Below are 17269 nucleotides of genomic sequence, written 5' to 3'. Positions count from 1 at the left end.
CACCTGAACCAGGTCGACGCCACGGGGGGTCACGGCCACAGCTTGCCCAAAATGGTCGCCACCTGCGCCGCACGGTCCCGGGCGACCGCGGCGTCTGGCCCGGTGGCCAGCGCCAATCCCAGCCGCCGGCGGGGGTGCCCCTCGTGGTGGGAGAACACCACGACATCACTTTCAGTCACGCTGAGTGCATCGGCGACCACCGCTAGCCGGTCCGGCCCGGACTGGCCGTCCACCTCGGCAGCGGTACCGACGCGGCGGCGCGAATAGATCAGCCGAGCGGCGCCGGGCGAGACCATGATGGTGTCGGTCGCCAGCCCGAGGATCCCGCGCGCCTGCAACTCGAACCCCGAGAGCCGCTGGGTGCGCAACGTCAGCAGGTTGGCGTCATAGGGGCGCACATTGACCCCGGCGAAATACACCTCGTCGCCGTATACCAGGAGCTCCACCCCGAACAAGCCGCGTCCACCGAGCGCGCGAGCCACCCGCGCGGCGATCGACTTGGCCGCACCCAGCGCCACGGCGTTCATCGGGTGCGGTTGCCAGAACTCCACCGTCAGTTGCCCATTGGGCTCCTCGACACTGCGGTGGCCGATGGGTGCGCAGAAGTCCAGCGCCGGCCCGTCCGGACCGTCCCGATGCACAGCCAGCAGAGTGACCTCGCTGTCAAACTCCACCATGGTCTCGGCCAGCACCCGCGGCGGTGTCTCCGACGCGCTGGCCGCCACCGCGCGCTGCCAGGCGGGTTCGATGTCGCTGTCGCGGACCATCACCGAACGGCCCTCGCCGAGCGAGCCGCCCACCGGTTTGACCGACATCGGGTAACCGGCCCGCTGGGCCACCTCCCGGAGTTCCTCCACCGACCCGGCGAACCAGAACGGTGCCGTAGGCAGCCCCAACTCCTCGGAGACCAGCCGCCGCAAGCCCTCGGGGTCTGCGGCCAACCGGGCTCCGCGGATACCGGGCACCAGTTGGGTGACGCCGGTGTCGGTGGCCGCGGTCAACGCGTCGGTTGCCACCACCTCGGAGGCGACCACCACGAATTTCGGCTGCAGCCACCGGATAGCCGCCGCCAGTTCGTCGTTGTCGCCGAGATCGACCACCACGGAGCGATCCACAATGCCGTGCAACGCGGCATCGGCGTAGCGGTCGACGGCGATCACCTCGGCGCCGAGGCGCTGCAGCGCCGTCACCAGCTCGCGGCTGAGATCACCCGACCCGAGCAATGCAACGCGGGTACGGCTGGGACCGTCGACGGGCAACCGCTCGGTCGCCAACTCCCCCGGCTCGCCGTTCACCGCCCCACCCTCCCCGCGCCACGGCAATGTTGCATGCTGCTCCAGGATAGGGGGAAAGCCGACCGGGATGCAGCGACCGCGCACGCCGCGCTGTCAGGGCCTGCATCGGCGGGATCGCGACGATGGCGACGCTGAATCTGGACTAGCGGTCCTGGCGCATCCGAATAGAGTCGATCCCATGAGTGCACTGACCTCACCGAAGACCTACACGGGCCTGGCCGCCTTCCAGGCCGCCGACGCGGTGTTGTGCGCCATCCCAGCGCCGTTCATCACCACCGCGCTCGACACCGTCGGATGCCCGCAAGAGATCAGGCCGGTGCTGCCGATCGTCAAAGCCGCCTCAGCGGTCGGCCTGCTATCGGCACACCGGTTTCCGGGACTGGCACGGCTGACAACCGCGGCGTTGACGTTGTATTTCGTCCTGGCGGTCGGCGCGCACATCCGGGTCCGCGACAGCATCGCCAACACCGTGCCCGCCGCGTCGTTTCTGGCCCTGTTCGCGTCGATGACGCTGCGCGGACCACAGCGCAGCGGTTAGGGCTAGTTAGGGCTGCCCCGGCAGCAGTCGCACCATCAGGCCCTGCGCCTCGGCCAGCACCGTGCCGTCGGTGTCGGTGAGTTCGGCACCGATGAATACCTTACGTCCCTCGGCCCGCTCGATCCGGGCGTGCACCAGCAGCGGGGTGTCGATCGGGGTGACCTTGCGGTAGTCGACGTGCAGGAACGCCGTGCGGCTGATCGGCCGGTTGGCCGCGTGCACCACCATCCCGAACATCCAGTCGAACAGCAGCGGCAGCACGCCACCATGCACTGCGAAGTTGCCGCCCACATGGAACCGGCTGAACGAGCCCGTCATCGACACACCGTCCGGCTCGAACCGGCTGACCCGCCACGGCGGTAGCAGCAGGCTGCCCATTCCCGGCAGTGACGGCGCCCGCCCGGCCGGGGCGACAGCCTGCGACGCCGGGAATTTCTCCAGCAGCCCCACCAGCGCGTCGACGCGGTCAGCGGCCTCATCCCAGGTGGCGTCGTCAGGGTCGGTCGACACCGCCAAGTCCTGCAGACGCCGCATCGTGGTGAGGAACCGTGCGAAGCCTGGGCTCGGGTCGACGACCGCGTAGTCCGGGAATCCACCGTGACTGGCGTAGTCCGGGTCGGTGGCCGTGTCGTCAGCGCCCGGGGACTGCCCCTCGCTCACGCGCCGGTGCCCCTCACCACGTCGCGTCGCACAATGGTCTGCTCCCGTCCGGGACCGACCCCGATGCACGAGACCTGCGCGCCGGCGATCTCCTCGAGCCGCGACACGTAGTCGCGCGCGTTGGCGGGCAAGTCCTCGAAGGTGCGGGCACCGGAGATGTCCTCCCACCAGCCCGGCAGTTCCTCGTAGACCGGCTCGGCGCGGGCGAACTCTTCCTGGGTCATGGGCAGCTCGTCGGTGCGTTTGCCGTCGACGGTGTAGCCGACGCAGACCGGCACGGTCTCCAGGCTGGAGAGCACGTCGAGCTTGGTCAGGAAGTAGTCGGTGATGCCGTTGACCCGGGTGGCGTAGCGCGCGATCACCGCATCGAACCAGCCGCAGCGCCGCTGACGCCCGGTGGTCACCCCGACCTCGCCGCCGGTCTTGGACAGGTATTCGCCGTTGGCGTCGAACAGTTCGGTGGGGAACGGTCCCGAACCCACCCGGGTGGTGTAGGCCTTCAGGATGCCCAGCACCGTGGTGATGCGGGTCGGGCCGACACCGGATCCCACTGCGGCGCCGCCCGCGGTCGGGTTGCTCGACGTCACGTAGGGGTAGGTGCCGTGGTCGACGTCGAGCAGGGTGCCCTGCGAGCCTTCCAGCAACACGTTCTCACCGCGGTCCAGCGCGGCGCCCAGCAGCAGCCCGGTGTCGGCGATGCGGTGTTTGAAGCCCTCGGCCTGCTCCAGCAGATCTTCGAGCACCTGCTGGGGCTCCAGCGCCTTGCGGTTGTAGATCTTGACCAGCACCTGGTTCTTGAAGTCCAGGGCGGCCTCGATCTTCTGGGCCAGCGACTCGTGGTCGAGCACATCGGCGACCCGAATCCCGATCCGGGCGATCTTGTCCTGGTAGCAGGGACCGATGCCGCGGCCAGTGGTGCCGATCTTCTTGCTGCCCATGTAGCGCTCGGTCACCTTGTCGATGGCCACGTGATAGGGCATCAGCAGATGCGCATCGGCGGAGATCAGCAGCCGCGAGGTGTCCACGTCACGGCGTTCCAGACCCTCCAGCTCGACCAGCAGCACCCCCGGATCGACCACGACACCGTTGCCGATGACGTTGGTGACGTGCGGCGACAAGATCCCCGACGGGATCAGGTGCAGCGCGAAGTTCTCCCCGGTGGGCAGGACCACCGTGTGGCCGGCGTTGTTGCCACCCTGGTAGCGCACCACCCACTGGACTCGTTCGCCGAGTAGGTCGGTCGCTTTACCTTTGCCCTCGTCGCCCCACTGGGCGCCGATGACGACGATTGCCGGCATGGAATTCTCGCTAACTGTCTTGGCTTACTGTGGTCCAGCCGGTGACTGAGCCTATCTGAAGAGATTCACAAGGAGCGTGTTGAACGCCACTAACGGCACGGAGAGCCTGCAGCTGCCGTCCGAAACCGTCGTCCTGCTGTTTGCCGGACGTCGTCTGCCGCGCCCCTTGCGAGGGCTACCCACAGTGCAATTCGGCGACGATACGAGCACCGATGACCCGAACGCCTTGGACGCCGCGATCGACCGCTACGGCCGGTTGGCCGTCGTCGGCGCGGACGCGGACCTGGCGCGAATACTGACCCGTCTGCTGCGCACCGACCGGCTCGACGTCGAGGTCGGGTACGTGCCGCAACGACGCACACCGGCCACCGCGGCCTACCGGCTGCCGGCCGGGTGGCGGGCCGCACGGCGGGCCCGGCGGGGTGCTGCTCAGCCGGTGCCGCTGGTCCGCGACGACGCCGGCACCGCACTGGTGGGTGTCGGCCGGTGGCTGCCGGTGGACGGCGCCGCGGTGCTGCACGGTGAGGGAATCGTCGACGACGCCGCCCTGTTCGACGGAGATGTGGCCGAGGTGCTGATCGAGCCGACGGGCACCGCGCCGGGAGTGCGCGCCGGTCTCCCGGGCCGGCGCGGCCGGGTACGACGCTGGGTGGCGGGCCGCGCCGCCCAGCTGGGCACCACCGGCGCGCTGGTGGTGCGCGACGGCGTCTACAGCAGCCGAACGGTGAAGCGGTCCACCTTTTATCGCCACATCGAGGACTGGCTGCTCGTGCGATGACGAGGCCGGCCGGAGGACCGCCGAGAGCGACCCGGCCGCACGGTGGCTAGCTTCTACTGGGTGAACGTGCATCCGCTGCGCGGGCAGGCGGTACGGCCCAGCCCGGTCTTCCTGGCACTGGTGGCCGTGACTGTCCTGGGCGGTGCGCTGGCGTGGCGGGCCGGTGAAGAGATCCGGCCGCTCGCCTACGCCGGGGTGTTCGTGTTCGTCATCGCTGGCTGGCTGGTCTCGCTGTGCCTACACGAGTTCGGCCACGCCTACACCGCCTGGCGGTTCGGTGACCACGGTGCAGAGATGCGCGGCTATCTGACCCTCAACCCGCTGCGCTACACCCATCCGGGCCTGTCCCTGGTGCTGCCGATGCTGTTCATCGTGCTCGGCGGCATCGGGCTGCCCGGCGGGGCGGTCTATGTGCAGACGTCGTTCATGACACCGCGGCGGCGCACCCTGGTCAGTCTGGCGGGTCCGGCCGCCAACCTGGTGCTGGCCGTGCTGTTGCTGGGTGCCACCCGCGCCCTGTATGACCCTGCGCATCCGGTGTTCTGGTCCGGGGTGGCGTTCTTGGGCTTCCTGGAGCTGACCGCGGTGGTACTGAACCTGCTGCCGGTCCCGGGACTCGACGGCTACGGCGCGCTGGAGCCGCACCTGAGCCCGGCGACCCGACGCGCCGTGGCGCCGTTCCAGCAGTGGGGCCTGCTGGTGCTGCTGATGTTGCTGCTGGCGTCGCCGATGCTGAACCAGAAGTTCTTCTCGCTGGTGTTGTGGTTCTTCGACCTGTTCGATGTGCCGCGCCTGCTGGTGTCGTGGGGTTTGAGCCTGACCCAGTTCTGGAATTCCTGGTTCTGAGTTCCCCGCCCGGTGTGAACCCGACTTCACGCCCAACAGCGGGCCAGTCCGCCTATATTCACCTCCCATGGGCGCCGGTCACGATCACCGTCACACCGACTCCCGGCTGTCTCGAATGGTCCTCGGCGCCGCCATCCTGAGCGCGTTCTTCGTCATCGAACTGACCACGGCGATCACCATCAACTCGATGGCCCTGCTGGCCGACGCAGGCCATCTTCTGACCGATCTGGCCGCCCTGTTCATGGGGGCGGCCGCGGTGATGTTGACCCGGCGCGGCAGCACGTCACCGTCGCGCACCTACGGCTGGCACCGCGCCGAGGTGTTCACCGCGGTCGCCAATGCGGTGCTGCTGATCGGGGTGGCGACGTTCATCCTCACCGAGGCGATCCGCCGCATCGGCACCGCACCGGACGTACCCGGGGTGCCGATGATCGTGGTCGCCCTGGCCGGAATCACCGTCAATGTCGGCGTCGCGTGGGTGCTGCGATCGCACTCGACCGAGAGTCTGGCGGTGCGCGGCGCCTACATGGAGGTGGTCGCCGACACCGTCGGCAGCGTGGGCGTGCTGATCGCCGGCGTGGTCACCATCACCACCGGCTGGCCCTACGCCGACGTAGTGGTCGCGGTCTTCGTCGCGCTATGGGTGCTGCCCCGGGCGTTCGCACTGGCCGGCGCGGCCCTGCGGATCCTGTCCGAGGCCTCCCCCAGCCACATCGATGTCGCCGAGCTGCGCGCGGCGCTCGCCGCCGTCGACGGCGTCACCGACGTGCATGACCTGCACGTCTGGACGTTGGTGCCCGGCCAGGACATGGCCACCGCCCACCTGGGCACCAGCGCCGACGCCGGCCGCGTATTGGCCGACGCCCGGGCCGTGCTGGCCGCCCGCGGGCTTACCCACGCCACCGTGCAGGTGGAGCCTGCCGGGCAGGGTGGTCGTTGCCCACTCGGGTGATGCCCTAGGTGTTCTCGACGGGTACGCCGTGGGTCAGCTCAGCCCCAGCGCAGTGCGAGCGCCGGGATCGCAGTCGTCGAGCAGAGCCAGGCAGCGCGTCTGTTCGTCGGTCTCCCCGATGGTGGTGGCGGCACGCGCCAGCGCGGCCACACACCGCAAGAAGCCACGGTTGGGTTCATGCGCGTACGGCACCGGGCCGTAGCCCTTCCAGCCGTTGCGGCGCAGCTGGTCCAGGCCCCGGTGGTAGCCGGTGCGCGCGTAGGCGTAGGCGGTGACCGCCCTGTCCTCGGCGAACGCCGCTTCGGCCAGCGCCGCCCATGCCACCGAGGCAGCCGGATGCGCGGCCGCGACGAGCTCGGGGTTCTGGTTGGCCCGCAGGGCGGCCTCGGCGTCGGGGTCGCCGGGCAGCAAGATCGGATCGGGGCGCAGGAGATCACCGGTGAGAGTCACATCGTTCATTGTGCCGTGCCGTCCATGGCCAGCCACTCCGGCGATCGGCAGGCTCGCTCAGTAAACTAGCGCCAGCCGATCCGAATCAGCCGGCGGACATTGGAGGATCAGCCACTCATGCCGAACCCACCGGAACCGGACAACAGTGAGCCGACCGACGACGAAGCCAGCGCTCCCACTGAGCAGCCCGACGGCGACGAGACCGCGACGGCCATCCTGGCGGAGACACCGGCCGAAGCCGACGCCGTCACCGAGGTGATCACCACCGAGGCCACGCCCACCGAACCCGGTCCCGACGGGTCACCGGAACGCCGCTTCACCGCACCCGGATTCGACGCCGGGCACACCGAGGTCATCCCGTCGATGGGCGATGCCGAAACCGAAGTGATCGCCCAGCAAGGCGATGAGACGGGAAAGGCGATACCGCAACAGATCCCGGCGCGGGTCGGCGGCAAACTGCCGTCGACCGTCTCGCGCAGCTGGGGCTGGGTGATGGCGGTGATCCTGATCATCATGGCGCTCGCGGTCATCGCGGTGCTGGGCACGCTGTGGCTGACCCGCGACACTCGCCAGGCCGCCTCGCAAGAAGAACATGTGCGCACCACGATCCAGAACTTCGACATCGCCATGCAGAACGGTGACCTGGCCGCACTGCGCAGCCTCACCTGCGGCGACATCCGCGACCGCTACGTCAACTACGACCAAAAGGCTTGGGACGACACCCACCGCCGAATCGCGGCGGCCAAGCAGTACCCGGTGGTCGCCAGCATCGACGAGGTTGTCGTCAACGACGGCCAGGCCGAGGCCAATGTCACCGCTTTCATGGCCTACGAACCGCGGGTCCGCTCCACTCGTAGCTTCGACCTGCAGTTCCGCGACGACCAGTGGAAGATCTGCCAGTCACACGGGAGCTAGCAACGCCCATCGACTCTGCGCCCCGGCGGGGCCGGCTCGAACCGCCCCGCCGTGAACGCGCCGAGTCAGCGACTCAGGCCAGGCTCTTGCCGGCGCTGTGCAGGTCGTTGCAGGCCTCGATGACCCGCTCGGTCATTGCGGCCTCGGCCTTCTTGAGGTAGCTGCGCGGGTCGTAGGTCTTCTTGTTGCCGACCTCGCCGTCGATCTTGAGCACCCCGTCGTAGTTGGTGAACATGTGCGCGGCGATCGGGCGGGTGAACGCGTACTGGGTGTCGGTGTCGACGTTCATCTTCACCACACCGTGCTGCAACGCCTCTTCGATCTCGGACTTCAGCGAACCCGAGCCGCCGTGGAAGACGAAGTTGAACGGCTTGGAGCCGGCCGCCAGACCCAGCTTCGCCGCCGCCACCTTCTGACCCTCGCCCAGGATGTCGGGGCGCAGTTTGACGTTGCCGGGCTTGTAGACGCCGTGCACGTTGCCGAAGGTGGCGGCCAGCAGGTACTCGCCGTGGTCGCCGACCCCGAGGGCGTCGATGGTCTTCTCGAAGTCCTCGGGGGTGGTGTAGAGCTTCTCGTTGATCTCGGCTTCCACCCCGTCCTCTTCGCCGCCGACCACGCCGATCTCGATCTCCAGGATGATCTTGGCGGCCGCCGCCTTGGCCAGCAGCTCCTTGGCGATTTCCAGGTTCTCGTCGATCGGCACCGCCGAGCCGTCCCACATGTGCGACTGGAACAGCGGGTTCTCGCCGGCCTTGACCCGCTCAGCCGAGATCGCCAGCAGCGGCCGCACGAAGCCGTCCAGCTTGTCCTTCGGGCAGTGGTCGGTGTGCAGGGCCACGTTGATCGGGTACTTGGCGGCGATCACGTGGGTGAACTCGGCCAGTGCCACCGCGCCGGTCACCATGTCCTTGACGCCCAGGCCGGAGCCGAACTCGGCGCCGCCGGTGGAGAACTGGATGATGCCATCGCTGCCGGCGTCGGCGAAGCCCTTGATCGCGGCGTTGATGGTCTCCGATGACGTGCAGTTGATCGCCGGGAACGCGTACGCATTCTGCTTAGCGCGGCCCAGCATCTCGGCGTAGACCTCGGGGGTGGCGATGGGCATGGGAACTCTCTCCTCTTGGCTGACCGAACCTGCCCCCGAGTATCTCAGGGGCGGTTTCACCGGTACCCCCCGGTATGTTGGTGCGTCATGAGCACCACCGTGGTCGCGATGCCCGGCCTGCTGGACCCGATGTACTGGCTCGGTTCCGGGGGCATCTTCCACGGCGCCGTACTCCCGGCCATCCTGGTGGTGGTCTTCATCGAGACCGGTCTGCTGTTCCCCCTGCTGCCGGGTGAATCACTGCTGTTCACCGGTGGTCTGCTGGCCGCCAAGGGGCTGGCTCCCGACATCTGGATTTTGGCGCCCGCAGTCGCTGTGGTGGCGGTGCTGGGCGATCAGTGCGGCTACTTCATCGGCCGGCGGATCGGGCCGGCGCTGTTCAAGAAGGAAGATTCCCGCTTCTTCAAGAAGCACTACGTGACCGAGTCGCACGCGTTCTTCGAGAAGTACGGGCCGTGGGCGATCATCCTGGCCCGGTTCGCGCCGTTCGTCCGGACGTTCGTGCCGGTGGTCGCGGGTGTCTCCTACATGCGCTACCCGGTGTATCTGGCGTTCGACATCGTCGGCGGCATCCTGTGGGGCGCCGGCGTGACGACGCTGGGTTACTTTCTGGGCAACGTGCCGTTCGTCCACGAGAACCTGGAAAAGATCATCCTGGTGATCCTGTTCGTCTCGATGATCCCGGCGTTCATCGCCACGGCGAAGGCCTACCGCAGCCGCCGCGGCGGCGGAGCACCCGCGGACGCCACCGCTGACTCGGCCCTCACGGCGCAACAGCCCGAGTAGACCGGGCGCTCAGGGCAGAGTCACCGGGCCGGTGCGGCGGCCGCGACACAGTGCGCGGCCTCCATCAGCATCCAGCCGCCCAACTGCACCGACAGGTCACGTTCGGGGATCTCGGATTCGCGCACCGCACCGGCAATGGAGGTGGCCACGACGCCATCGGCCCGGGGCAGCTCCGCGGGCTGGTCCCAGAACGCCCCGAACAACGGCAGCCCGTCGACCGATTGCCGGTAATCCCACGCCGATTTCGCCGATGACAGCACCAACCCGCCGGCGGTGTCGCGTGCCTCGGCGTCGGCGGCGGACTCCTCCGGCAGCGCGGTGGCGACCAGTGCCAGGTAGCGGGCGGTGATCCCGGCGAACAGCCCGCCGTCGCCGCCGCCGGCGCCCTTGATCACCCCGCCCGGGGCCATCCGCTTGCTCACCGCGGCCACCAGCCGGCGCACCCGGGCGGCGTGGCGCGGGTCCCCGGTGCGCACCGCCAACTCGGTCTCGAGCCCGAGCACCACGCCCTGGCAGTAGGTGTACTCGGCACGCACCAGCGAACCCTCCCTGATGCCGTCGAACACCAGGTCGGTGTCCGGGTCGATCAGGGTCGCTTCGATCCAGTCGCCCATTTGCTGGGCACGCTCCAGCCACCCGGGTTCGCGGGCCAGAAATATCCCGGCCGGGCCGTTGGCGGGGGCGTTGAAGAAGGGGGCGGTGAACTGTTCGTCCTTGCGCCATGGAATGCCACCGCCGGCTTCGGGCATCCATGATTCGGTCAGCTCGCGAGTCAGGGTGCCCAAGGCGCGGTGTCGGTCGACACCGGTGACTGTGGCTGCGCGTTGGATCGCCAGTGCCAGCCAGGCCATGTCGTCGTAGTAGGCGTTGGTCCAGCGGCCCACGTTGCGCAGCCGGTGGGTGCGGATCTGCCGTTTGATCCGTGTCACCCGTTCGGGTTGTGGATCCCGCAGCTGGGCATCGACCAGGCAGTCGATCAGGTGGGCCTGCCACCAGTAGTGCCAGTGTGGGGCGCGCCGGATCGGCGGCCAGGCGACCACGCCGAGCTGGGTGCCCGGCAGATGCCAGAGCGACTTGAGGTGTCTCGCGCTGACGGCAGCCTCGGCGCTCTCGGCCCGATTTGCCCAGAGGAGATCCATGGGGTCCATGGCCCTAGATCTTGCCGCATAAGCCGAACGCGCAACTTTCCCGCGGATCGGCCGCGGGAAAGTTGCGCATCGCTCGGCGGTCGGCGGTCAGAACGGCAGCTCGACACCGGCCCCATCACTGAGCTGGCTGACGATGTCGAGAATCCACTGAACGCCCGGCGAATTCTCCAGGATGTCTATCACCTCATCCATCGAATTGGTCAGCGTCTCCTCCGTCGACGTCAACCAGTTCATCATCGATTCCCCGGCGAGGTTAGCCAGCAGATCGAGCTGGCTGCCCGCCTCGGGGAAGAGATCGTCGAGGCTGATGGTGCCGTCGACAACCGCATTGATCGCCCCCGGTACGACCGCGTAGATCCCCATCAGCTCCCACGTGAGCATGCCGCCGGCATAGCCCGATGCGAGCTCCAGCAGAGAGTTGAGCTGGTCGCCGTCCTCGGCCGAGATCCCCAGCAAGCCGTACACCCAGCCGAGGTCGATGTCCGCCATCGGGCCGAAAAGAATGTTGGGGTCGTTGCCGATGGACTCAAAGAATCCCGCGAACCAGGGCAGGGGGTCCCAGCCGGGGGCGAGGATATCGGTGAACAGGTCATAGCGGTCGGAAACCCAGTCCGCCAGTCCCGAGATCCCGGCAAAGGACAGGAAGGGCTCGAGCCAGCCGGCCCACTCGACCGCGGTTTGGCCGTACGACAGGGTCGTCGCGGTCAGATCGTCGGCGTAGGCCTGCGCCAACACGGCGGAGTCGAACATCTCCCAACCGTCGGGGGTAAGGAACTCGACGTCCGTCCAGCCCAGGCTGGTCAGCGCGACTCCGGCGCCGACGGTGTGCGCCGCCGCGCCGGGCACCGCCCCGGGAGCGGTGATGACCGCGCTGGCAGCTACCAAAGCGACACCCATGGTGGCGCAGGGACGCAAACTCTCACGTATTTTCATAGCAAACCTCATTCCTGGCCGAATCTGGCAACCGGTACGCTAACTCGTTCCTTAACGGCGCCGATACAGGGAAATCCCTGGAATTCGTCCCGAATTACCCTGTTGGGACTGGGTTTTTACCGGTGATCGCTCGCGCAAAGCGTGAACAGAGAGCGGTCCGGCATGACGAAACCCCGTCAATCCACTCAGCAGAGCCGGAATGAAACATATAGTTATCCAACATATTTACTGAGGTTGGCTTGAAGGTAGCTGTCACCACGCTTGGTCGAGGTGACCATGCCGGCTGATCCAGGCATGCATCACAATCCCGGCGGCCACCCCGACGTTTATGCTGCGGGTGGAGCCGAATTGAGCGATCGACACCGTCAGCTCCGCGCCGGCCCGGGCTTCGTCGCTGATACCGAGACCTTCGCTGCCGAACACCAGCAGGCAGTCGACGGGCAGCGTGGTCTGCTCCAGACGCACCGCCCCTGCCACGTTGTCCACCGCGACGACGGTGAGTCCCTGCCGGGCGGCGAAATCCAGGAGATCAGTGGCGGTTTCGTGATGCAGCAGTCGCTGATAGCGGTCGGTGACCATGGCGCCGCGCCGATTCCACCGGCGCCGACCAACGATGTGCACGGTGTGCACGGCGAACGCGTTGGCGGTGCGCACCACCGAGCCGATGTTGGCATCGTGGCCGAAGTTCTCGATCGCGATGTGCAACCGGTGCCGCCGGCGATCGATATCGGCGACGATCGCCTCTCGGGTCCAGTAGCGGTAGGCGTCGACGACGTTGCGACGGTCTCCCTCGCGCAGCAGCTCCGGGTCGTAGCGGGAGTCGTTCGGCGGGGGTCCCGGCCAGGGGCCGACGCCGTTGGCCGGTGCGAACCACTCGGTGGGGCCCGGCGGTTCAGCGAGGCTCGACGGAGGAGAGGCGAAACTGGGACCGCCGCATGAAACCGGCGGTTCAGTCAGACTCGACGGAGGAGAGGCGAAGTTGGGACCGCCGCATGAATCGGGATGGTCCGACGACTCGGTCACGAGATGGTCCACACGGCTGCATGCGTGCCCGCCACCGACACCGTCGGATACAGCAGCGCGGCGTTGATCTCCCCGTGCGTGCACAGCGAGGTCGGCACGTGCACCGAGTTCAGCGACGCCTCCGGCAGGATCAACACCGACGATCCCGCCGCGACGCAGTCCGCGCCCAGTCCAGGTATCGGCGTCGAGGGTCCGGCGATCAACATCAGCGGTCCGCCACGGGCTTTGGCGTCGTCGCGGTACTGCGAGGCGACCGCGTCGACCGACAGGTTAAGCACCATGGAGCCGGCGCCGGTGAACGCTTTCGGGTCGCCGAGGGCCGTCGGCGCCAGCGGCACGCCGTCGGCCCGGTAGGCCGCCACGCCTTGGGTGGTGAGCTGCAGACCGGTGTCGCCCGGATTGACCGGCGCCAGCCCCACCGGGAACGCCGCGGGGTAGGCCACCGTGGTGTCCTTGATCCGGTCGGCCGGCGAGTAGACATACATCCCGCGCAGCGCGCTGCGCTCCTTGAGCGGACCCAAACAGACGGTCCCGTTGAGCTGGTCGGGTTCCTTGGCCGACAGCGGCGTCGGCACCAATTCCCCCAGCAGCCGGCAGCTGCCCAGCCCGGTGGCCTCGATCGGGTGCGCCGGGGTGCCGTACACCCCGAACCGCAGTTCACCGGCGGCGGCGTGCGGGGCATCGGCATCGGCGACCCGGGCCTTGACGTCGACCAGCGCGTAGTCGACTTCCCACCGCAGGTTGGACAGGGTCATCTCCCAGCCCAGGATGGTGCGAGCCGAACCGATCGGGGCGCTGTGGGCACCGTAGGGGCCGGCCGTGCCGGAACCCGAGCAGGCCGCGGCACAGGCGACGGCCAACGCTGATGTCAGCGCGATCAGACTCCGCACAACCGTCCTCGGAGAGTTCAGTCCAGGCCCAGCTCGGCCAGGCCGAGCACACTGCGATACGGCACGCCTTCGGCCTCGATGGCCTCGGCCGCGCCGGTGGCACGGTCTACCACGGTGGCCACACCGACCACCTTGCCGCCCGCCTCACGCACCGCGCGCACCGCGGTCAGCGCCGACCCACCGGTGGTGCTGGTGTCCTCCACCACCAGAACCGGTTGGCCGGCCACGTCGAACCCTTCGATAAGGCGTTGCATGCCATGCGCTTTCACTGACTTGCGCACCACGAATGCGTCGATCGGGCGACCCGGAGCGTGCATAACGGCGGTCGCCACCGGGTCTGCGCCCAGGGTCAGGCCGCCCACGGCCGCGTAGTCCCAGTCGTCGGTGAGTTCGCGGACCAATCGCCCGATCAGGGCGCCGGCGCGGTGGTGCAGGGTGGAACGGCGAAGGTCGACGTAGTAGTCGGCTTCGGCCCCGGAGGACAGCGTCACACGGCCGTGCACCACCGACAGCTCGCGCACCAGCGCGGCGAGCTCATCGCGTTCGTCGTTGTTAAGTGCGGCCACGGCCCCTCCCGAATGTGTTGGTCAGCGTGCGCGACAGCCCGCGCGGAATCAGCCGACTGACGGCTGTCAATGCCTTGTATTGCAGGCCCGGAACGCTGACCACCTCGCCGCGGGCGATGTCGGCCAAACTGGCCGCGACCACATCGTCGACCTCCATCCACATGAAGGATGGCAGCGTGGCCATATCGATTCCGGCGCGCTCGTGGAACTCGGTGTGGACGTATCCCGGGCAGACCACGTGGATGCCGACGCCGGTGCCGTGCAGTCCGCCTGCCAGACCTTCGGTGAACGACACCACCCAGGCCTTGGACGCCGAGTAGGTCGAACCGCGTCCGGACAGCAGCCCGGCGACGCTGGCGATATTGATGACGGTGCCGGCACCCGCCTCGATCATCGCGGGCAGCGCGGCGCGGGTCAGTTGCATCACCGCGGTGACATTGACGTCCAGTTGCGACTGCAGCAGGGCCGGGTCGGCGGTCCAGAACTCCCCGGACGTGCCGAACCCGGCGTTGTTGACCAGTACCCGCACCCCGGCGCGCAGCCGCTCGGCAACTTTGGCGCGGCCGGCAGCGTCGGCCAGGTCGGCTGGTAGCACCTCGACGGCACCGCCGTGGCTGCCCCGCAGTTCGGTTGCCAGCGCTTCCAGGCGTTCGACGTCGCGGGAGACCAGGACCAGGTCATAGCCATCGGCGGCGTAGCGGCGGGCATAGCCGGCGCCCAGCCCGGAGGTGGGCCCGGTCACCACAGCAACGGGGCGAGACATGACGGACAGCCTAACGAGGCTGTCAGCGCTGATAGTGCGCGGTCTGGCGACCGTTGCGACCGCCGGGCGCGTGCAGCACGTCCGAGGAGCTCTCCCGGCTGGTCCGGCGGCGCTGCTGCGGTTCGGCAGCCGAGGGGGCGTTGCCCGGTGCCGGCGCGGCTGCTCGCGACGCCGGCGGGAGCTGCGCGGACTCGTTCTCGTCCCCGCCCTCAGCAGCGCCCGAGGACCCGAGCGGACGGCTGGGTTGCCCGTTGCGGCGGCCGGTTGCGGCGGCTCCGGCTTCGGCGGACTGACGCCGTGGGCTCGGCGGCAGCACCCGCAGCAGGTCGTTGAATTGGCGAACGCTGCGCAGGCCCTCATCCCACTGGGCGCGGGTGCTGGTGATGGGCATGCTCACCAGGGTCCAGTTCGCCTCGTTCCACATAACCTCGGCACAGTCCGGAGCGGTGTGGGCGAACGTGACCATCCGCCGGTCGCAGGCTCGGCGCGCCGCGTCGAGATTGGTGGAGTACACCATCCGTGGGCCGATCGCTCCGAGCAGCCAGATGTCGTTCTCCCGCGGTTCTTTGAGACCCTTGAGCCGCACGTCGACGACGACGTTGGTGCTGACCTTGCGGTGCAGGGCGATCACGGTCGCCACTTCGTCCAGGTCAAAGATGTAGACGGCCTCGCCGCGGATCTGGCCGAGCACCACGTTGCGCACCGGCGCCTCGCCCACCGTCGACATCACGCCGCGCTTCCAGCGGTGGAGGATCTCGGCGGATTCCGGCTCGAAGTCGAAACCGTGCGAACGGGCCCAGGACTTACGGCGCCGGCTACGGCCGCGCCGCTGGTCGATGTCCACGTACAGCAATACGGCCGCGCCGACGAAACACAGCGCGGACAGCGTGAACCAGAGCGGGACCATTGGGCCTAGCGTATCTGTTCTCGGCCGGGACTGACGAACGTCCTCAGGTCACAACCCGGTATCACCGCGGCGTTAGGGCGTCACGACCTTGTTCGCAACGATGTGCATGGAGCCGTTGCCGGCCGTCGAGACGTACACCTGGTTCTGCTGGAACAGCCAGTTGCCGGTGTTCATCGAGGTGCCGGACACGATCGTCGGGCTATTGGCGGAGGTCGGATCGACCGTGTAGTCGTAGAGCAGCGTACCGCCCTTGGTGGGGTCGCCCGTGTACACGCTGACCTGCTGGCCGGCGGCCAGAACCTCCCCCGCGCTTCCGTTCGTCAGGCTTACCGGGATCGTCCCGTTCACCCCACCGGAATCCATGACCGATCCGACCTGGGTGGCCGTTTTGCCGCCGTCGAAGGACACATACAGCGTCGAGTCCGGCGAGCCGTCGACGGTGACTCCGCCGGTCAGCGGGTCGGCGCCGAAGGTCAGGGTGCCGTCCTTCTGGTCGATCAGTACACCGTCGCCGAGAGCACCCGGCAGCGCTGTGGTCGGGATGCTGTCAGGGGTCGGCCCGGCTGCGTTCGCCCCGATGCCTAAGACGCCGTCGGCGTTATCGCCGAGGTAGGAGCTGATATTCCACCCGGTGAACAGTGCCGACATACTGACCGGGAAGGCGAACAACACGGCATCGACATCGGTCGTACCGGTGGTGACGGTGGCGCCGGCGGCGTCGGTGAACGTGACCGTGGTGGGCAGTTCCGCGTAGACGTAGTCCACCGAATTGCCGAACTGACCGATGTTGATGCTGGTGGGCAGGCCGGTGATCCCGAACGGGTTGATGTCCCAGATCGGCATGACCAGACCAGCCGAGCCGGTGTCGACCAGCACTGACGACTCCGGTCCGCCACCCACCGAGACGTTCACCACCGGTTCGGTGCCGCTGCTGACCTCCAGCGGGACCGTGAAGGTGTCCGCGGTGGTGGCGTCCGGGCCGAACGCGGCAGCGCTGCCGGCCACGCTCGCATCGGCGGCCCCACCGAAGATCCACTGGTCAAGCTCGTTGATCGGGGTGTAGACGAGGCTCTGGTACCAGCTGTCGAACATGGTGTCCAGCGAGGACAGCGCGAAGCCCGGACCGGTGTCGGCAGCGATGCCGGGGTCGAACCCGCTGAGGGCGTCGATGATGGGTTGCAGCAGGTCATCGATGTCGGCGTGTGCTGTCGGCACGGGAGCTCCCAGCGCGAGAAACGCCCCGACCGCCGTGGTCACGCCGATCATGCGTCGACGAGCTGCCATCTCCGAAACCTCCCGCGTGAGGTCACGGACACCCGCTGAGCCGTAACCAACCGGGGTCAGCTAAACCACCCAGGGGCGTAGAACACCAGGGGTTTCAGCCAAGAAAGCGCCAAAAAACGCTTGGCCGGCAGA

At 68.2% G+C, this 17269-nt stretch carries 19 protein-coding genes; 6 read left to right on the top strand and 13 right to left on the bottom strand.

From position 1 onward, the window contains the following. Positions 1-29: 29 nt before the first annotated feature. Positions 30-1295 (bottom strand): formate-dependent phosphoribosylglycinamide formyltransferase, encoded by a 1266-nt coding sequence (gene purT, locus EJK91_RS04545; RefSeq protein WP_024440160.1) that lies wholly within the window; start codon positions 1293-1295, stop codon positions 30-32. A gap of 178 nt (positions 1296-1473) precedes the next feature. Here purT and EJK91_RS04540 point away from each other — a divergent pair, with 178 nt between their 5' ends. Continuing rightward, complete coding sequence (locus tag EJK91_RS04540; protein WP_024440161.1) at positions 1474-1833, top strand: DoxX family protein; 360 nt, start codon at positions 1474-1476, stop codon at positions 1831-1833. 6 nt (positions 1834-1839) lie between these two features. Here EJK91_RS04540 and EJK91_RS04535 read toward each other — a convergent pair whose 3' ends face one another. Both EJK91_RS04535 and EJK91_RS04530 read right to left on the bottom strand, forming a co-directional pair. Next, on the bottom strand, positions 1840-2493 hold the full coding sequence (locus EJK91_RS04535) for a PaaI family thioesterase (protein WP_125078357.1): 654 nt from the start codon (positions 2491-2493) through the stop codon (positions 1840-1842). Further along, positions 2490-3791 carry an adenylosuccinate synthase gene (locus EJK91_RS04530; RefSeq protein ID WP_125078356.1) on the bottom strand — a complete coding sequence of 434 codons (1302 nt, stop codon included), beginning with the start codon at positions 3789-3791 and terminating at the stop codon, positions 2490-2492. The genes EJK91_RS04535 and EJK91_RS04530 overlap by 4 nt, the downstream gene beginning before the upstream one ends. A 79-nt stretch (positions 3792-3870) precedes the next feature. Here EJK91_RS04530 and EJK91_RS04525 point away from each other — a divergent pair, with 79 nt between their 5' ends. From EJK91_RS04525 to EJK91_RS04515, 3 genes are all read left to right on the top strand, one after another. Next, positions 3871-4569 (top strand): peptidase M50, encoded by a 699-nt coding sequence (locus EJK91_RS04525; RefSeq protein ID WP_444850796.1) that lies wholly within the window; start codon positions 3871-3873, stop codon positions 4567-4569. Between the two features lie 60 nt (positions 4570-4629). Then, a complete protein-coding gene (locus tag EJK91_RS04520) occupies positions 4630-5415 on the top strand; it encodes a site-2 protease family protein (RefSeq protein ID WP_046301292.1) in 786 nt (261 codons plus the stop codon). A 67-nt stretch (positions 5416-5482) separates the two neighbouring features. After that, positions 5483-6367, top strand: coding sequence for a cation diffusion facilitator family transporter (locus tag EJK91_RS04515; RefSeq protein ID WP_024440166.1), 885 nt, complete (start codon positions 5483-5485; stop codon positions 6365-6367). Between the two features lie 33 nt (positions 6368-6400). On the opposite strand, the gene EJK91_RS04510 is transcribed toward EJK91_RS04515, so the two are convergent. Continuing rightward, on the bottom strand, positions 6401-6817 hold the full coding sequence (locus tag EJK91_RS04510) for a DUF3151 domain-containing protein (RefSeq protein ID WP_192830958.1): 417 nt from the start codon (positions 6815-6817) through the stop codon (positions 6401-6403). A 117-nt stretch (positions 6818-6934) separates the two neighbouring features. On the opposite strand from EJK91_RS04510, the gene EJK91_RS04505 reads away from it, so the two are divergent. After that, complete coding sequence (locus tag EJK91_RS04505) at positions 6935-7732, top strand: Rv0361 family membrane protein (protein WP_046301284.1); 798 nt, start codon at positions 6935-6937, stop codon at positions 7730-7732. Positions 7733-7805: 73 nt separating this feature from the next. Here EJK91_RS04505 and fbaA read toward each other — a convergent pair whose 3' ends face one another. Next, positions 7806-8837: a class II fructose-bisphosphate aldolase gene (gene fbaA, locus EJK91_RS04500; RefSeq protein WP_024440169.1), complete on the bottom strand. Its 1032-nt coding sequence runs from the start codon at positions 8835-8837 to the stop codon at positions 7806-7808. Positions 8838-8924: 87 nt separating this feature from the next. Between fbaA and EJK91_RS04495 the strand changes: the two genes are divergently transcribed. Next, positions 8925-9623, top strand: a complete 699-nt coding sequence (locus EJK91_RS04495; protein WP_024440170.1) for a DedA family protein — start codon at positions 8925-8927, stop codon at positions 9621-9623. A gap of 20 nt (positions 9624-9643) precedes the next feature. Here EJK91_RS04495 and EJK91_RS04490 read toward each other — a convergent pair whose 3' ends face one another. The 8 genes from EJK91_RS04490 to EJK91_RS04455 all read right to left on the bottom strand — a co-directional run bounded on the left by EJK91_RS04490 (position 9644) and on the right by EJK91_RS04455 (position 17137). Next, positions 9644-10762, bottom strand: coding sequence for a glycoside hydrolase family 76 protein (locus tag EJK91_RS04490; protein WP_024440171.1), 1119 nt, complete (start codon positions 10760-10762; stop codon positions 9644-9646). A gap of 96 nt (positions 10763-10858) precedes the next feature. Further along, positions 10859-11704: a hypothetical protein gene (locus tag EJK91_RS04485; RefSeq protein WP_125078354.1), complete on the bottom strand. Its 846-nt coding sequence runs from the start codon at positions 11702-11704 to the stop codon at positions 10859-10861. Positions 11705-11956: 252 nt separating this feature from the next. Next, the gene (locus EJK91_RS04480) at positions 11957-12727 is read right to left on the bottom strand and encodes a TrmH family RNA methyltransferase (protein ID WP_241178623.1); all 771 of its coding nucleotides are present in this window, start codon (positions 12725-12727) and stop codon (positions 11957-11959) included. After that, positions 12724-13617, bottom strand: coding sequence for a hypothetical protein (locus tag EJK91_RS04475; RefSeq protein WP_046302279.1), 894 nt, complete (start codon positions 13615-13617; stop codon positions 12724-12726). The genes EJK91_RS04480 and EJK91_RS04475 overlap by 4 nt, the downstream gene beginning before the upstream one ends. Positions 13618-13634: 17 nt before the next feature. Further along, the gene (gene pyrE, locus EJK91_RS04470) at positions 13635-14183 is read right to left on the bottom strand and encodes an orotate phosphoribosyltransferase (protein WP_024442025.1); all 549 of its coding nucleotides are present in this window, start codon (positions 14181-14183) and stop codon (positions 13635-13637) included. Further along, positions 14170-14946 carry an SDR family NAD(P)-dependent oxidoreductase gene (locus EJK91_RS04465; RefSeq protein WP_024442024.1) on the bottom strand — a complete coding sequence of 259 codons (777 nt, stop codon included), beginning with the start codon at positions 14944-14946 and terminating at the stop codon, positions 14170-14172. Before EJK91_RS04465 ends, pyrE begins: the two co-directional genes overlap by 14 nt. A gap of 22 nt (positions 14947-14968) precedes the next feature. Next, complete coding sequence (gene ttfA, locus EJK91_RS04460; RefSeq protein ID WP_046302278.1) at positions 14969-15853, bottom strand: trehalose monomycolate transport factor TtfA; 885 nt, start codon at positions 15851-15853, stop codon at positions 14969-14971. A 72-nt stretch (positions 15854-15925) separates the two neighbouring features. After that, positions 15926-17137, bottom strand: coding sequence for a PecA family PE domain-processing aspartic protease (locus tag EJK91_RS04455; protein ID WP_241178622.1), 1212 nt, complete (start codon positions 17135-17137; stop codon positions 15926-15928). Positions 17138-17269: the final 132 nt, after the last annotated feature.

This window comes from Mycobacterium sp. P7213, assembly GCF_900604305.1.
Lineage (GTDB): Bacteria > Actinomycetota > Actinomycetes > Mycobacteriales > Mycobacteriaceae > Mycobacterium.
The sequence above is the reverse complement of the archived record's forward strand: the minus strand, read 5'-3'. Positions and strand labels throughout refer to the sequence as shown.

Excerpts from the sequence above, each read along its gene's own strand:
- EJK91_RS04505 (WP_046301284.1), top strand. The coding sequence starts at position 6,935 with ATGCCGAACCCACCGGAACCGGACAACAGTGAGCCGACCGACGACGAA.
- EJK91_RS04485 (WP_125078354.1), bottom strand. The coding sequence starts at position 11,704 with ATGAAAATACGTGAGAGTTTGCGTCCCTGCGCCACCATGGGTGTCGCT.
- EJK91_RS04465 (WP_024442024.1), bottom strand. The coding sequence starts at position 14,946 with ATGTCTCGCCCCGTTGCTGTGGTGACCGGGCCCACCTCCGGGCTGGGC.
- EJK91_RS04490 (WP_024440171.1), bottom strand. The coding sequence starts at position 10,762 with ATGGATCTCCTCTGGGCAAATCGGGCCGAGAGCGCCGAGGCTGCCGTC.
- fbaA (WP_024440169.1), bottom strand. The coding sequence starts at position 8,837 with ATGCCCATCGCCACCCCCGAGGTCTACGCCGAGATGCTGGGCCGCGCT.
- EJK91_RS04455 (WP_241178622.1), bottom strand. The coding sequence starts at position 17,137 with ATGGCAGCTCGTCGACGCATGATCGGCGTGACCACGGCGGTCGGGGCG.
- EJK91_RS04515 (WP_024440166.1), top strand. The coding sequence starts at position 5,483 with ATGGGCGCCGGTCACGATCACCGTCACACCGACTCCCGGCTGTCTCGA.
- ttfA (WP_046302278.1), bottom strand. The coding sequence starts at position 15,853 with ATGGTCCCGCTCTGGTTCACGCTGTCCGCGCTGTGTTTCGTCGGCGCG.
- EJK91_RS04540 (WP_024440161.1), top strand. The coding sequence starts at position 1,474 with ATGAGTGCACTGACCTCACCGAAGACCTACACGGGCCTGGCCGCCTTC.
- EJK91_RS04530 (WP_125078356.1), bottom strand. The coding sequence starts at position 3,791 with ATGCCGGCAATCGTCGTCATCGGCGCCCAGTGGGGCGACGAGGGCAAA.
- EJK91_RS04495 (WP_024440170.1), top strand. The coding sequence starts at position 8,925 with ATGAGCACCACCGTGGTCGCGATGCCCGGCCTGCTGGACCCGATGTAC.